The sequence below is a fragment of the Shewanella sp. S1-49-MNA-CIBAN-0167 genome, assembly GCF_040310145.1.
GTDB lineage: Bacteria > Pseudomonadota > Gammaproteobacteria > Enterobacterales > Shewanellaceae > Shewanella > Shewanella psychromarinicola.
The window spans coordinates 1-16,064 of record NZ_JBEOPO010000019.1 but is presented as its reverse complement, the minus strand read 5'-3'; the positions used below and the strand labels follow the sequence as shown (position 1 = coordinate 16,064).

Sequence of the window (16,064 nt, the reverse complement as noted above, 5' to 3'; positions counted from 1 at the left end):
CGTTTACCTATGTTTGTCTCTTATACTTTATGTCAAATAACGCCGAATGGCTATTCTCGGCCAGGAAGTTTTTTCCATGTAACCGTATCACGAAGGTACACTGGCGAAAGTTCATCGACAGAGGTATGTAAACCTTGTTGGTAACCTTGCTGCGCAAGCACGATCATGGCTTTTGCATCTGGGTAAGTTGCTTGACTGCATGGAGTAATGTGCGGCGCAATATTCAATAATTGTGGATAGGCTTCAAATCCTGTGCCACAAACACTAATGGTTTGTTGAGTATCGAGTGTCAATTCAATCGCTTCTGGCGCGCTAACGTGTTCTTCACCCACTAAGGTGGCAATACCATCTTTGGCAATATATTGTCCCCAATACACTTCTTTCATGCGGGCATCAATACAACACAATACCTGTGAAGCTCCGAGCTCAATCGCCATTTGCGCCATGGCAGTAAGCGTAGAAATACCAATAACGGGTAAATCTAGCCCCAGTGCTAAACCTTGGGTCATGCTAGTACAAATACGAATACCGGTAAAGCTGCCGGGGCCGCGGCCATAAGCAATTAAATCAATATCGGCTAGTGTCACTTTAGCTTCAGCTAAGACGGCGTCGACCATAGGTAACAAACGTTGGCTATGTTCGCGCGGAGCATCTTCAATACGAGCATAAACGTCGCCGTTAATGGTTAATGCTACTGAGCAAGTTTCAGTGCAAGTATCAAGCGCGAGGATATGTAACTGCTTAGGCATTTTGATGGGTTACTCGGTAATCACGACAAATAAGCCCATTATGATAACTGATGGGCGATGTTTTAAAAAGCTTAAGGGATCTGTTTTAAAAATTGTAATGCGTGCTCTAAGTCGCGAGTTCGCTGCATTGGCGGCAATGAATTAATAAACGCTTGCCCATATGCGCGATTCACAATCCGATTATCGCACAAGATAAGCACACCACGATCTTTTTCATCACGGATTAATCTCCCTACGCCCTGCTTTAAACTGATCACCGCTTGCGGCAATGAAATAGTGGCAAAAGGATCGAGTCCTTGACGCTCAGCATTAGCCGCTCGAGCCTTGTATAATGCGTCATCTGGAGACACAAACGGTAATTTATCAATAATCACACAACTGAGTAATTTACCGCGAACATCCACTCCTTCCCAGAAACTGCTGGTTCCCAACAACACCGCATTACCGAGTTGTCGAAATTTATTCAATAAACTTTGTTTACTGGCCTGCCCTTGCACTAAAAGCGGATACTTGACTTTACCTTGCAACATTACGGCGACTTGTTGCAGCATATGATGACTGGTAAATAAAATAAATGTCCGTCCTTGTGCGGCATTAATGGCTTGAACACACACATCAACCAGTTGTTTTGCTGAATGTTGCGACTGCCCCACCTTGCCTAAATGACGAGGTACGCAAAATACGGCTTGATTGGGATAGTCAAATGGACTGTCTAAAATGAGTTGCTTTGAGTCAGCCAAGCCTAACTCTTTAGCAAAATGCGCTAAGCTGCGATTCACTTGCAATGTCGCGGAAGTAAATATCCAACGCGTATCCTTAACAAACAATTGCTGACATTGTTTGGCGACATTAATCGGGCTCATGCGAAGCATAATAAACCGAGGGCCAAGTTCTACGCTGTAAGCCGCTTGCAGGTCTTGGCACTCAAAATAATGACGTAATGTCTCAGCCAGCGCCTGTAATTGCTCAAAGGCAATATCGAGTTGATCATCTCGACCCAGATGATATTGCATATTATTGGCTAAATCGACAAGCGCCTGGTGTAAGCTCCAAGATGTGCTGGCAAGTGTTTTATGGGCAAGCACTTTGCGCCAATCAGAGACTTGATGTTCAAACATCAAGTTGTGCCATTCACTGAGGGCAATTAAGCCACGCTGAGCCAGTTGTTCAAGTTGAATGCTGTCGCGGATCACTTCTTTATGCAGTTTGATCACCGCATTGAGTCGTTTATCAATTTCGCGACTTGAAATGTGGCTGCCAAAGTAACTGATACAGATATCAGGCACTAAATGGGCTTCATCAAAGATGACAACATCTGGGTCCGGCAATAACTCCGCAAAACCAGAGTCCTTCAATAATCGGTCTGCAAAAAATAAATGATGATTGACCACTACCACTTTAGCGTCCATAGCTTTAATGCGTGCTTTACGGGTAAAACACACATCATAATGATCACATTTTTTACCGGTACAACTTTCTTTGGTGCTGACGACGGTGGGGATCACTTCAGAATGTTCAGCCACCGAGGTTAAATTGCCGATATCGCCATCTTTACTTAAATGTGCCCACTGGTTAATTTTTAATAAATCATCAATGTAAAATTCAGTAAACTTATTGGCCATTTGCATCTGTTTTTCAAGGCGTAATTGGCATAAATAATTATTACGCCCTTTGAGTAATGCAACAGGGACATGAATATCAAGCATGGTTAGCAATGCAGGTAAGTCTTTGAGAAATAACTGTTCTTGAAGATTTTTACTGCCAGTACTGATGACCACTTGCTTACCACTGAGCAAGGCAGGGATTAAATACGCGAAGGTTTTGCCCACGCCCGTACCCGCCTCTAAAATCAGATTATGCTTTTTAGCAATAGCCTCACTCACCGCAACCGCCATATCTGTTTGGGTCTGGCGATTGTGATAATGATGTACATGTTTTGCTAACGCACCGCGCTCGCTAAATTCGTGGGTAACGGATTGGGTAAGTGTCGAGCTCAAAGCATCCTCAAATTATCGCGCTAATGCTGATGTGATATGGTTTGGGCTATTATGCTTATAACAGCTTCATGTTCCAACTGTTTATCATCAAAAGTACAAAAGGATGTCGATGTAACAGCAATGACGACTGGATTCAATTATTGTAAACCGAGCATTAAAATATGCTGGAACCTGTGTGACTCAGCATTTATTCGAGCAACATAAAGGGATCATTGCTTTATGGTTATTGGGGGAAACTCGTTGGGAAGGATTATTTGCCTAGCATTCTCAAAGGAGAGTTGAAACACCCTTTTGGGGTCTGTCGCTTTACATTTTTCCGTCATACTGATGACTTTTCCTGCTGGCGATTGACCAAATAAATCAAACGAGAATGTCCAATCCGTCACCTTACGATCACTAGTAAAACGCCCGATGACAATCAACTGAGATGCGGTATCAGGATTGTGATAACCGTCGCCCAATGAAAACATAAGTCCTTTTATGGGCGTAAGCCTTTATTATCCTTTAATTGCACCTTTGCTAATGTTTGAGTCATGATTTCAACGCGATGGTGGTTAAATTCAGCAATCGATGATGTCATTAATGTCATCATCGACATGATCACATGCACTGAGGGTGCATTAACATTACAATAAAAGCCTGTCGGCGACTTATTCGTCCACCCTTTTATTATTTCAAATGGCACTCGATTGCGAAGGATCCGAACTGATGACCCTTAAGCTTTTAGATAAACATGAGGAAAGAAACGTTACTGGCAAGATTTCAATGTCTCTGTCCGCTAGAGTCAATAACAATCTAGCACAATGCCAAAGAGGCTATCGGCTTATTTACTGCCAATAGCCCCAAGCAACTTATCGCTACAGAGGCAAATTATATCCACTCGGCTATTTGATCTCTAGTGGGTTTACTGCCTTTATGAACCACTTTTTCATCTACCACCACCGCTGGCGTGCTCATAACGTCATAAGCCATAATTTGCGCCATCTCGGTCACTTTTTCGATTTTGATTGCGACACCCTTTTCATCTGCAACGGCTTGGACCAATTCGGCAGTTTCAAGGCATTTTTTACAACCAGAGCCTAATACTTTAATGATTTTCATTTTTATTCCTTAATAATTAATTTTTTAAATTGAAGATGACAAGGTTGGCGCTAGTGCATTAAAAATCCAACCGACCAGTGTAAACGCGACTAATAAAAGACAGAATAATATCGCCAGTAAGCGCCATTGCATAACTTGTTTTAGCAAAATAAATTCAGGAAAACTTGCCGCCACTGTACTCATACAAAATGCCAATGTGGTGCCTATAGGTAGACCATTGATAATCAGGCTTTCCATCACAGGAATAACCCCTGTCGCATTGGAATAAAGAGGAATACCCAGCAACACAGCGGCAGGAACAGACCACCATTGTCCGTCACCCAAATGCGCCGCAATCCAACCGTCGGGAACAAAACCATGTAATGCAGCACCTAAACCGACACCAATAATGACCCATTTCCATACCCGGCCAAAAATATCCAGCATCTCAGTTTTGGCAAATTGATGCCTTTGTGGCAAAGACAAGGGGTCTGCACTGACGCCATCATCAACCTTATCTTCGCCGCCCTTTTGTTGACCACGTTTTAACGCTTCTGCCGCAAACGATTGCAACCAACGTTCCGCTTTAATCGTGTCAAGAAATAACCCTCCTAACATGCCCACACTCATGCCGACGGCGACGTACAAAAGAGTAAACTTTATCCCCAATAAACTCATCAGCAGTAATATTGCCACTTCGTTGATTAAGGGCGAAGTGATCAAAAAACTCATGGTGATCCCCAAAGGGATCCCCGCAGACGTGAAGCCTAAAAACACCGGAATACTCGAACAGGAACAAAATGGGGTGACGACACCAAATCCAGCTCCCATCAAGTAACCTACGCCTCGATGTTTACCGGCTAAATAATCCCTGACTCGCTCCACATTTAACGACGCCCGCATTAGGGCAATGAGATAAATCATCACTAAGAGCAATGCAAAAATTTTAGTGACATCTTCAACAAAGAAATGCAGCGCATCACCGAGCTTTGTCTCTGCCGACAAGCCCAATACACTGTAAATAAGCCAAGATGCCAAATCAGAAAAGATTTGAAACATAAATAAAATACTCAAGAAATCGCTTAAGCTTAAGATAACTGATTTTTCAGATAAAATTTAAGACATAGATCTCGATTTTATCGAGACTGCATTAATGATCAACTCAGGTCACCCAATTTCAGTTAATGAGGCATTACTGAGTAAACATAACCACATTAGTATTTGCGAACAAATAACCGTGAGCGCTAAACAGCGATATGCAAAGCTGAAACAGAAATGGATCAAATTTCATTTCCTGATATGCCAATGAATAGCAACGAATTAGTTAGGCTACAGATCGTTATAAAAGATCATGAGCAGCTTGTCGTTGTTATACTTATTGAAATAAGATTGAATATTTTATAAAAATGTATCGACAACAAAGATCCTAATTGGGTTGTCTTAAACGTCAATAATGCACATGCAACTATCAAAAATTGAGGCTAAACAATGCAACGTAGACAATTTTTAAAAGTGGGTGTAGCGAGCGCAGCCATCGGCTTAGGGGGGGCGAGTGTGATGTGGTTAAACCAAGGCAAGGATACTAAGCTACTTAATTTAAACGCATTGTTATCGATCCTGAATAAAATGTCATTATTACCGCCAGAGCAATTAGCAAGCCTAAGTACTGGCCAATGGAACACTGCCCAGGTATTCAGCCACTGTGCCCAAAGTGTTGAGTTTTCGATGACCGGGTTTCCGCAACATAAATCTGCCGTATTTAAGCACACGGTTGGCACACTAGCGTTTGCGGTTTTTGCCACTAAAGGGGCGATGTCGCATAGCTTAAGTGAATCTATTCCCGCGGCACCAATACTAGATGAACATGTCGACGTTAACGTCGCCTTGAACCGTTTGATACAATCCTTAGGTGATTTTCAGCAATATGAGGGTGAACTCAAGCCACACTTTGCTTATGGCGCATTAACTAAATCAGAATACGAACTTGCCCATGTATTACATTTTTATAATCACCAGCAAACTTTTACCTAAGTCAGTTAGTCGTTAATCTTTGCTTGGGATAATAAACGGTTATCAAACAGCCTTTCCCTGTTAATTATCTTGTATTGACTTACGAACAAAACCAATGCCAACTTTGATATAATATTAGGTGTAATAGTATGATTCTAAATTACTTATTCTATCTCACATCCCCAGTTGAGATTCGTTAATTTAGAACGAGATAAGTATTAGCAGGTTAAATCAGCCTCCACGCGACATTGAGTGCAGCTTAGAGCGACCATTGTTTGCCATGCTATTAGTTTCACTTAACCGCAACGCCCAATTACCCTGATGTTGCTGCTCGCAGGCAGTTTCGGTATCAAAGCTAACATGCTGATTGATGTCTTTGAGGTTAATATCGTATTGAGCAAGGGTGCGTTGAATTAAGCTTAACAATATCGCTTTATCACCGCGTTGATTAAATTGCATTAGCTGTGATTCAGTATCAAATATGCAAATAATCCGTAAACCTTTAGGAAATATAGCATAATCAACCATATGGGTAATCCACGCAAAACCTGGATAGGCCGCTATTGCTTGTTGGCATACAGAGGTTAATCCCTCTCTTAATTGATTGTCTCTTTTTTTGTCAATTTTACGCATACTAAAAATGTTCTTCCTAAGTCAGTATAACTAACCTCATCTCGGGATAATAAGCGGTTATCAAACAGCCTTTTGTTTCTCTATCTGCCTTACATTAACGTTCAATAGGCCAGCTATTGACGCGTCAATACGCCTCGATAGCAACACAAAAGACCAGCTTGATATTGATGACTTAACGATAGACTGATTTTTATCCGTCTATCCCATCTCTATATCCCGAGTTGAGGCTAAGCTAATAAATCATCTTGTTAAAACATATTTAGCGCATTGTTTTTATGCAGATAAAATATCGGAAACAATGACACTACTTAACCTTATTATCTCAATCGGGGTTAATTATAACCCACTATTTTACTAGCAAGAGCATTGTTCAAGTTTAAGACAATGGCTAAGCAATAAAACGACTTTAGATTATCTCAACTTGCATTGACTCGATTTCCGCCAGCATTTTTTGCTCTATACATTGCTTGATCTGCATGTTGAATTAATTGCTGCTCATCATCACCGTTTTCAGGGTAACGAGCAACGCCAATACTCGGTGACAGTTGCAAATTAAGACTGTCAAATTGATAAGGTTTCTCAAGCTCAATACGTATGTTTTCAGCAATAACAAGCACATCATCAAATAAATCAATTCCATTTAACACAACTAGAAACTCATCCCCACCAAAGCGCCCAACCGTATCCGATTTACGGACACAATCGCGCAAACGTTGAGCTATATTCTTGAGTAGCTTGTCACCGACAAGATGACCATAACTATCATTTACATGCTTAAACCCATCAATATCGATAAATAACAAGGAAAGATCAGTGCCTTCGCGGCGCGCTAATCCAAGTGAAGTTTGTAAGCGCCCAAACAATAATGTCCTGTTCGGCAATTCTGTTAATGGATCATGTCCTGATATGTAATGCAGTTGCCGTTCCATTTGCTTGCGTTCAGTAATATCGTGAGCAATCGCGATTCTAAATTGGTGATACTCTGACCATCGAGCAGACCAAAGAATGTCGACGATTTCTCCATCCTTGCGGACCCAGCGATTTTCAAACCGAGGTTGAAGTTTCCCACTCATTAGTGTGTCAACAACGTTAAGCGTTCTTATGCCATCCTCGGGATAGACAAAGCCAATCATTGGTTTGCCTATCACTTCGTCAGGAGAATATCCAAAAATATCTTTAAACGCAGCACTGACAAACACAAAACAGCCTTTTCTATCAACGACACAAACTGCATCAAGCATTAAATCCATAACATCTCTAAGCGCCACTAAGTCAATGGTCTTCATACAGTGCATACCTCGAGAAGTTAGATTTATTGTTAAAGGCTAATATATGCCAGCTTATAAGCAGAGTAAAATAAACTCAACGACTTATGGGAATATCATTTATTCATATCGATGAGGAAAGGCCTGAGAATTAACCTTGTATTAGTTATAGTGTAGTTTATCCATTGAATGAACAAACAGCACAAGTGATTTATTCTATTAGCATTCTGCTCACGACCATAAAAACATCGCCTACAGACAAAGCGAAGCTCGAACGAGTCATACTGATGCGGATCGAGCGTTCAGCCTTGCTGAGGAAATAACCGATGCAGCGATGTCATTAGACTCTGTTATTCAAACCGTTAATGTTTAGGGTCAATATGATAGATGTGCAGCCCTCGAACGAATTAAATGCTTCAGTGGTAAGCAAAAAATATTACATTATCATTTAAGCCAAGGTACCATTCACTTTATAGAGTATAATTTATCCGTAATCCATGACCATGTTGTTGGCTTTATTGAGCATAAAAAAATAACAAAGCATAACTTATGCCATTAATATGCTCATTAAATAATATAAATGCTTTATCCGCGCTTGCAAACTAGCATAAATGCGGTTAAGTTAATTGCAAGTCGATACACACGACATTCAATGAGAGTATAATTCCTCATTAAACTAATTAAATAAGATTACATAAAGAGAATTACCATGAACATCCAAGTGACTACAATCCACCATCATCACCATATGCGGTAGCCTTCGGATGCTAACTGCCGAAGGACGATATCCTTCTGGTGGTGAACAATATTTCACATAAACCCCTGGAAGGAATTTCAGGGGTTTTTTGTTGTTCTAAATTTATATTTTTATTTAAGCTGTTAAATTTACACTATTTTATAGTTAATACATTAAGGAAGTATCACATGAGTGAATCAAAGCGTTTACGTATTGCCATCCAGAAATCAGGTCGTTTATCAAAAGAGTCTCAACAGTTATTGAAAAGCTGTGGCGTTAAATTTAACGTTAATGAGCAACGCCTGATTGCCCACGCTGACAACATGCCAATCGACTTATTACGTGTTCGTGATGATGATATTCCAGGCTTGGTAATGGATGGTGTTGTTGACCTCGGGATTATCGGTGAGAACGTGCTAGAAGAAGAGCAAATTGAGCGCCAACTAGCAAACAAACCCGCTGAATGTACTAAATTACGTGAATTAGATTTTGGTTCGTGCCGTCTATCATTAGCGGTACCCAATGAGTTTAAATACCAAGATGCTAACTCACTTGAAGGTCTGCGTATCGCCACTTCTTACCCCAACTTACTGCGCCGCTTTATGCAAGAAAAAGGCATTAACTACAGCGACTGTATGTTAAAAGGTTCAGTTGAAGTAGCACCACGAGCTGGATTATCTGACGGCATTTGTGATTTGGTGTCGACCGGAGCCACCCTTGAAGCTAACGGCTTGTATGAAACCGAAGTGATTTACCGCTCAAAGGCTTGCATCATTCAATCAAGTAAAACTCAATCTACTGAAAAACAGGCACTCATCAACAAAATCTTATCGCGTATTAATGGCGTTATCCGTGCCCGTGAAAGTAAGTACATCTTATTGCACGCCCCAATTGAAACCTTAGATCAAATCGTGGCCCTACTCCCAGGCGCAGAAAACCCAACAGTATTACCTCTTAATGACGACACTAATCGCGTTGCCATTCACGCAGTGAGTACAGAGGATTTATTCTGGGACACAATGGAAGAGCTAACGGCATTAGGTGCCAGCTCAATTCTAGTCATGCCTATTGAAAAAATGATGGGGTAACACAAATGCAAATTCTCGATTGGGCCTCTTTATCGACCAAGCAGCAACGACAAACCTTAGCACGGTCGCCATTGATTGGTGATGCCAGTGTAGAGCAAGGTGTTCGCGACATTATTGAGCAAGTTAACGCTCAAGGTGATAGCGCGTTATTGGCTTATAACAAAAAATTTGACGGTGTTGAACTGACAGAGTTAGCGTTATCAACTGACGCTATTGCCGCCGCTTGTGCGCGAGTGGGTGACGACGTTAAGCAAGCTGTAGCGCAAGCAGTCAATAACATTGAAACCTTTCACAAGGCGCAAGTGTTTCAGGGTGTAGATATTGAAACTCAAGCGGGAATTCGTTGCGAGCTTAGAAGCGAACCTATCGAGCGTGTCGGCTTATATATTCCTGGCGGCACAGCACCATTAATCTCAACGGTAATGATGCTCGCCCTGCCAGCAAGAATAGCCGGCTGTGGCAAACGCGTATTGGTCAGCCCACCGCCAATTAATGATGCGATTATTTATGCAGCCAATGTGTGCAGCATTACCGATATTTTCCAAGTCGGCGGCGCCCAAGCTATTGCGGCAATGGCGTTTGGTACTGAATCAGTACCAAACGTAGACAAAATATTTGGTCCAGGTAATCGCTATGTGACCGAAGCCAAGCGCTTAGTGTCACAAGACAGCCGTGTTAGCGTGTCTATTGACATGCCAGCAGGCCCGTCTGAAGTGCTAGTGATTGCCGACAAAGATGCTAATCCTGCTTTTGTGGCGTCCGATTTACTGTCGCAAGCTGAACACGGCGTTGATTCACAAGTGATGTTAGTCACTGACTCATTAACTCTTGCCGAAGATGTAAACCAAGCTTTAATTGAACAATTAGCCCAATTGAGTCGTAAAGACATCGCCGCGCAAGCACTAGAATGCAGCCGCAGTATTATTGTCAGTGATATGGGGCAAGCCACCAAGGTGTCTAACTTATATGGTCCAGAGCATTTAATTATTCAAACTGCAGCGCCTCGTGAAGTACTGAAACATGTGCGCGGTGCGGGGTCTGTGTTTTTAGGGGCTTACACACCAGAATCTGTCGGTGATTATGCCAGTGGCACCAACCACGTGTTACCGACATATGGTTATAGTCGTTCGGTATCCAGCTTGTCATTGGCCGATTTTAGCCGCCGCTTTACGGTGCAAGAACTCAGCAAGCAAGGACTACAATCCTTAGGCCAAAGTGTAATGGTATTAGCTGAAAATGAACTGTTAGATGCGCATAAAAATGCTATCGCCATTCGTTTAGCCAGTTTGCAGTAGTTGTTATTGTCTAAGCTTTGATCTAGAACAGAAGTGATGAGTTAACACCTTTATAGCGTAGAAAGTAGAGAACACAGCCATGAGTCAGACCCAAGTAGCGCCTTTTGATCCAAACACGTTGGCCAGACCCGAGTTACTGACGTTAACACCGTATCAAAGTGCCAGACGTATCGGCGGCAGAGGGGATATTTGGATCAATGCCAACGAGTCGCCATTTAATAATAGCCCGCTTGATAAAGTGAATCGTTACCCAGAATGCCAGCCACCTGAACTCATCAATGCTTACAGCCGGTATTCAGGCGTAAAAGCAAGTAACATTATTGCCAGTCGTGGCGCTGATGAAGCGATTGAATTACTGATCCGCACCTTTTGTATTCCAGGTGTCGACAACATTGTTTGTTTTGGACCGACTTACGGCATGTACTCCATTAGCGCGGCGACCTTTAATGTTGGCGTCAACGCACTAAGCTTAACGGATGACTATCAGTTACCTCAAAATTGGCCAGCACAAATCGGCAATGCCAAAATTGTGTTTATTTGTAACCCAAATAACCCAACTGGCACTGTGATAGCGAAAGACAAAATTGAACAAGCAATTCAAGCGGCGCCAAATTCAATTGTGGTGGTAGACGAAGCCTATATTGAATTTTGCCCTGACTACAGCGTGGTCGATTTACTGGGTAAGTACCCTAACCTTGTCGTGCTGCGCACTCTATCAAAAGCGTTTGCCTTAGCGGGCGCCCGTTGTGGTTTTATGCTTGCCAGTGATGACATTATCGATTTAGTGATGCGAGTCATCGCCCCTTATCCGGTGCCATTGCCAGTATCAGACCTTGCGATAAAAGCCTTAAGCGCAGCGGGTATCGACACTATGCAAGCCCAAGTGGCTAGCTTAGTTGAGCAAGGAAAACGCTTAAGCAATGCACTTACAGCCTATGGCGCCAAAGTGTTACCGGCAAACGGTAACTATGTGCTGGCTAAATTTGCCGATGTCAGCGCTGCCGCTAAACGCTTAAGTGATTCAGGTGTAGTCGCCCGCGCCTATAAAGATCCGCGTCTTGCTGATGCCATTCGCTTTAGCTTTACCAATGAACAACAAACAAATTTAATTATCTCTTTGTTTACAAAAAACCTGTCTGAGTCGGTAGCAGAAGTGGGCCAAAAGTCGCTTCGATAGATAACCTGATGAACAAATTGATAGGCACATAGATTAACATTAATAGATTAAAACGAATAAAATTACACCCTATTGAAGGCATTGAACATGAAACAGAACATATTATTCATCGACCGTGATGGCACTTTAGTTGAAGAGCCGGCAATCGATAAACAACTCGATAGTTTGGCTAAATTAGTGTTTGAGCCACAAGTGATCCCAGCGCTGCTTAAATTACAAAATGCGGGTTTTCGCTTGGTGATGGTCAGCAATCAAGACGGTTTGGGTACCGATTCATTTCCAAAAGCTGACTTTGATGCTCCGCACAATATGATGATGCAAATATTTGCAAGCCAAGGGGTGAAGTTTGACGATGTGGTGATTTGCCCGCACTTTAATGATGAAAATTGCAGCTGCCGCAAACCGAAACTGGGCTTAGTAAAAGACTACCTGACTCAAGGCAAAGTGGACTTTACCACTTCAGCGGTGATTGGCGATCGCGAAACCGACGTTGAGCTTGCCAATGCTATGGGTATTAAAAGCTATAAATACAATCGTCAAACGCTGAATTGGGATGACATTGCTAATGTATTGCTTAGCAAAGGCCGTATTGCAACTGTGGTACGCACCACCAAAGAAACAGACATCAAAGTCACCATTGACCTAGACAGTCAAACTAAGGGTAAGATTGAAACTGGCATTGGATTTTTTGACCACATGTTAGATCAAATTCAAACCCACGGTAATTTTAAAATGGACGTGCACGTTGATGGCGATTTAGACATCGACGATCACCACAGCGTGGAAGACACCGCCCTAGCCATTGGTGATGCTATTCGCCAGGCATTAGGCGACAAGCGCGGCATCGCCCGTTTCGGTTTCAGTTTACCCATGGATGAAGCCAGCGGCGAATGCCTAATGGACATTTCAGGTCGCCCATTTATTAAATTTAATGCTGATTTTGAGCGTGAAATGGTCGGCGAAATGGCCATTGAGATGGTGCCACACTTTTTCCGCTCGTTTGCCGATGGCCTGCGCTGCACCTTACACATTGGCTCCAAAGGCGATAACGATCACCACAAAGTAGAAGCACTGTTTAAGGTACTCGGTCGTACGCTTCGCCAAGCGGTGAAGGTCGAAGGTGACATACTGCCATCAAGCAAAGGCGTGCTGTAAGGAGTTCATATGACAGAACTATCGGTTTCATCAAGCACGTCTACTACGGCTTCGACAAGCATGGCCAATGACCTTACCGTTATTATAGATACCGGCTGCGCCAATTTAAGCTCAGTACGGTTTGCCTTTGAGCGTCTTAACGCTAATGTCATTGTCAGTGCTGACTTTGATGTTATTCGCAGCGCGGCACGAGTGGTATTGCCAGGTGTTGGCACCGCAGGTGCGGCCATGGACGCCTTAAAACAAAAAAACTTAGTCGAGCTGATTAAAAGCTTAACTCAACCTGTGATGGGCGTGTGTCTTGGCATGCAAATGCTGGCATCTTTATCGAATGAACATGGCGGTCGCAGCGAGCAAAGTATCACTTGCTTAGGCCTAGTACCCACTGACATCGGCGACTTAGACAGCAAAGGCTTGCCTTTACCTCACATGGGCTGGAATCAAATTGAGGTCAGCGATCATCCTTTGTTTGTTGGGATAGAAAATGGCAGCTACGTGTATTTTGTTCACAGCTACCGCGCGCCAATCAGTGAATACACTTTAGCCCGCAGCACCTATGGCGAATCATTCAGTGCCGCTATTGGTAAAGGTAACTTTTTTGGGGTGCAATTCCACCCAGAAAAGAGTGCCAAAGTGGGTGCAAAGATTTTACAAAACTTTTTAAATATGGGGACACCACAGTGATTATTCCTGCCATTGATTTAATTGACGGCCAAGTGGTGCGTTTATACCAAGGTGACTACGACAAGCAAACCACCTTTGACTTAAGCCCATTGGCGCAATTGCAGTCTTATCAAGCCCAAGGGGCAAAATTGTTGCATATTGTTGACTTAACGGGTGCAAAAGATCCTAATAATCGTCAAACCCAATTAATTACTGAACTTGCTGCGGGGCTTGATGTTGATATTCAAGTCGGCGGCGGTATTCGAACTGAAGAGCAAGTCGCGGAATTATTAGCTATCGGAGTTAAGCGCGTGGTCATTGGCTCGCTTGCCGTTAAAGAGCCTGAACGGGTTAAAAGCTGGCTAAACAAATACGGCCCTGAGGCAATTTGTTTAGCGCTAGATGTCAACATTAACGACGCCGGTGAAAAAATCGTTGCGGTATCGGGTTGGCAGTCTGGTGGCGGTAAGTCACTAGAATCACTGGTGGCTGAATTTGAAACTGTCGGCCTTAAACATGCTTTAGTGACCGATATTAGCCGTGATGGCACCCTAACTGGCGCTAACACTGAACTCTATACTGAACTTGCTTCCACGTATCCTGACATCCTTTGGCAAGCCTCTGGTGGTATTGCCACGCTAGACAATGTCGCCGCAGTACGCGACAGTAAAGCATCGGGGATTATTATCGGCAAAGCACTGCTAATTAACCAATTTACCGTTAAGGAGGCAATCCAATGTTGGCCAAACGCATAGTTCCTTGTCTTGATGTACGCGAAGGTAAAGTGGTTAAAGGAATACAATTTCGCAATCACGAAATTGTCGGTGACATAGTGCCGCTGGCGGCTCGTTACGCCCTTGAAGGTGCTGATGAATTAGTATTTTATGACATTACTGCCAGTGCTCACGATCGGGTGATTGATAAATCTTGGATCAGCCGCGTCGCGGAGCAAATTGATATCCCCTTTTGCGTCGCCGGTGGCATTAAAACCATCGAACAAGCACGTGAAAAATTGGCTTTTGGTGCCGATAAAATCTCGATAAACTCGCCAGCATTAAGTGACCCTAGCTTGATATCCCGTTTGCAAGACGAGTTTGGCCGCCAATGTATCGTTATTGGTATTGATTCATTTTATGATGCTGCCAGTGACAGCTATAAAGTCAAACAGTTTACCGGTGATCAAGCCGCCACTAAAGACACCCAATGGTATACTCAAGATTGGGTTGAAGAAGTGCAAAAGCGTGGCTGTGGTGAAATAGTACTTAACGTCATGAACCAAGACGGCGTGCGCGGCGGTTACGATATCAAGCAATTAAGCATGGTTAGGGCAATATGCGATGTACCGTTAATTGCTTCTGGCGGTGCTGGCACCATGGCGCACTTCAAAGAAGTGTTCGAACTTGCCAAGGTCGACGCTGCATTAGCGGCAAGCGTATTCCATAAAGGCATTATTGATATTGGTGAACTCAAGCAATATCTGCACGCCAATAGCATCGCAATTCGTTTATAATTTTGCAAAAAAAAGAGAACACCTATGACTGATATTGTATTTGATAGCACAAGCGTGGACTGGGACAAACAACAAGGCGCTACTTCGGGATTAGTTCCAGCGGTCGTGCAGCATCACCTGACCGGTAAAGTGCTTATGCTAGGTTACATGGATAAAGCCGCCTTAGCCAAAACCTTAGCCACTAACCAAGTCACCTTTTTTAGCCGCTCAAAACAGCGTTTGTGGACCAAAGGCGAAACCTCTGGCAACACACTTGATTTAATTGCTATCGATAAAGACTGCGATAATGACAGCTTTTTAGTACAAGTTATTCCTAACGGCCCGACTTGCCATACCGGCACAGAAAGCTGCTGGCCAGATGGCAACGCCCATCCTTTTATCGATAACCTGACTAAGCTGATTATTTCACGTAAAGGTCAAAGTGCTGATTCAAGCTACACAGCATCATTATTTGAACGTGGTACAAAGCGTATTGCACAAAAAGTCGGTGAAGAAGGCCTTGAAACCGCCCTTGCTGCAGCCACCCATGATAAAGAAGAGTTGGTCAATGAAGCGTCTGATTTAATGTATCACTTAATTGTGTTACTTGAAGATCAAGGCTTGTCGATGGCAGACATCAATAAAAACTTACATGCCTATGCATCTGAGTCAGTTTTGGCTTATTCTTATAGTATAAATCAAGACTAGAAGTGAGATTTGCTATGAA

At 43.0% G+C, this 16,064-nt stretch carries 16 protein-coding genes; 9 read left to right on the top strand and 7 right to left on the bottom strand.

What is annotated here, in order from left to right; translation table 11 throughout:
- Positions 1–50: 50 nt before the first annotated feature.
- From tsaB to AAEZ00_RS10545, 5 genes are all read right to left on the bottom strand, one after another.
- The gene (gene tsaB, locus AAEZ00_RS10565) at positions 51–749 is read right to left on the bottom strand and encodes a tRNA (adenosine(37)-N6)-threonylcarbamoyltransferase complex dimerization subunit type 1 TsaB (protein ID WP_124011668.1); all 699 of its coding nucleotides are present in this window, start codon (positions 747–749) and stop codon (positions 51–53) included.
- A 71-nt stretch (positions 750–820) separates the two neighbouring features.
- Entirely contained in the window at positions 821–2,746 is a 1,926-nt protein-coding gene (gene yoaA, locus AAEZ00_RS10560; RefSeq protein ID WP_124011669.1) for a DNA repair helicase YoaA, read from the bottom strand.
- Positions 2,747–2,955: 209 nt separating this feature from the next.
- Positions 2,956–3,216, bottom strand: coding sequence for a hypothetical protein (locus tag AAEZ00_RS10555; protein WP_124011670.1), 261 nt, complete (start codon positions 3,214–3,216; stop codon positions 2,956–2,958).
- Positions 3,217–3,616: 400 nt separating this feature from the next.
- Positions 3,617–3,847 (bottom strand): thioredoxin family protein, encoded by a 231-nt coding sequence (locus AAEZ00_RS10550; RefSeq protein WP_351088630.1) that lies wholly within the window; start codon positions 3,845–3,847, stop codon positions 3,617–3,619.
- Positions 3,848–3,871: 24 nt separating this feature from the next.
- Positions 3,872–4,885 carry a permease gene (locus tag AAEZ00_RS10545; protein WP_124011672.1) on the bottom strand — a complete coding sequence of 338 codons (1,014 nt, stop codon included), beginning with the start codon at positions 4,883–4,885 and terminating at the stop codon, positions 3,872–3,874.
- 429 nt (positions 4,886–5,314) lie between these two features.
- Here AAEZ00_RS10545 and AAEZ00_RS10540 point away from each other — a divergent pair, with 429 nt between their 5' ends.
- On the top strand, positions 5,315–5,857 hold the full coding sequence (locus tag AAEZ00_RS10540; protein ID WP_124011673.1) for a DUF1569 domain-containing protein: 543 nt from the start codon (positions 5,315–5,317) through the stop codon (positions 5,855–5,857).
- Positions 5,858–6,067: 210 nt separating this feature from the next.
- Here AAEZ00_RS10540 and AAEZ00_RS10535 read toward each other — a convergent pair whose 3' ends face one another.
- Positions 6,068–6,469 (bottom strand): Fis family transcriptional regulator, encoded by a 402-nt coding sequence (locus AAEZ00_RS10535; RefSeq protein WP_124011674.1) that lies wholly within the window; start codon positions 6,467–6,469, stop codon positions 6,068–6,070.
- Positions 6,470–6,885: 416 nt separating this feature from the next.
- Positions 6,886–7,755, bottom strand: a complete 870-nt coding sequence (locus tag AAEZ00_RS10530; RefSeq protein ID WP_124011675.1) for a sensor domain-containing diguanylate cyclase — start codon at positions 7,753–7,755, stop codon at positions 6,886–6,888.
- A gap of 903 nt (positions 7,756–8,658) precedes the next feature.
- Between AAEZ00_RS10530 and hisG the strand changes: the two genes are divergently transcribed.
- The 8 genes from hisG to hisIE all read left to right on the top strand — a co-directional run bounded on the left by hisG (position 8,659) and on the right by hisIE (position 16,045).
- The gene (gene hisG / locus AAEZ00_RS10525) at positions 8,659–9,558 is read left to right on the top strand and encodes an ATP phosphoribosyltransferase (RefSeq protein WP_124011676.1); all 900 of its coding nucleotides are present in this window, start codon (positions 8,659–8,661) and stop codon (positions 9,556–9,558) included.
- Between the two features lie 5 nt (positions 9,559–9,563).
- A complete protein-coding gene (hisD, locus tag AAEZ00_RS10520; RefSeq protein ID WP_124011677.1) occupies positions 9,564–10,853 on the top strand; it encodes a histidinol dehydrogenase in 1,290 nt (429 codons plus the stop codon).
- 79 nt (positions 10,854–10,932) lie between these two features.
- Positions 10,933–12,030, top strand: a complete 1,098-nt coding sequence (gene hisC / locus AAEZ00_RS10515; RefSeq protein WP_351088629.1) for a histidinol-phosphate transaminase — start codon at positions 10,933–10,935, stop codon at positions 12,028–12,030.
- Between the two features lie 87 nt (positions 12,031–12,117).
- A complete protein-coding gene (gene hisB, locus AAEZ00_RS10510) occupies positions 12,118–13,185 on the top strand; it encodes a bifunctional histidinol-phosphatase/imidazoleglycerol-phosphate dehydratase HisB (protein ID WP_101031947.1) in 1,068 nt (355 codons plus the stop codon).
- Positions 13,186–13,194: 9 nt separating this feature from the next.
- Positions 13,195–13,869, top strand: coding sequence for an imidazole glycerol phosphate synthase subunit HisH (gene hisH, locus AAEZ00_RS10505; RefSeq protein WP_198554734.1), 675 nt, complete (start codon positions 13,195–13,197; stop codon positions 13,867–13,869).
- Entirely contained in the window at positions 13,866–14,603 is a 738-nt protein-coding gene (gene hisA, locus AAEZ00_RS10500) for a 1-(5-phosphoribosyl)-5-[(5-phosphoribosylamino)methylideneamino]imidazole-4-carboxamide isomerase (protein ID WP_124011679.1), read from the top strand. The genes hisH and hisA overlap by 4 nt, the downstream gene beginning before the upstream one ends.
- Complete coding sequence (gene hisF / locus AAEZ00_RS10495; RefSeq protein WP_101031949.1) at positions 14,585–15,358, top strand: imidazole glycerol phosphate synthase subunit HisF; 774 nt, start codon at positions 14,585–14,587, stop codon at positions 15,356–15,358. The genes hisA and hisF overlap by 19 nt, the downstream gene beginning before the upstream one ends.
- Positions 15,359–15,382: 24 nt before the next feature.
- Complete coding sequence (hisIE, locus tag AAEZ00_RS10490) at positions 15,383–16,045, top strand: bifunctional phosphoribosyl-AMP cyclohydrolase/phosphoribosyl-ATP diphosphatase HisIE (protein ID WP_351088628.1); 663 nt, start codon at positions 15,383–15,385, stop codon at positions 16,043–16,045.
- Positions 16,046–16,064 lie beyond the last annotated feature (19 nt).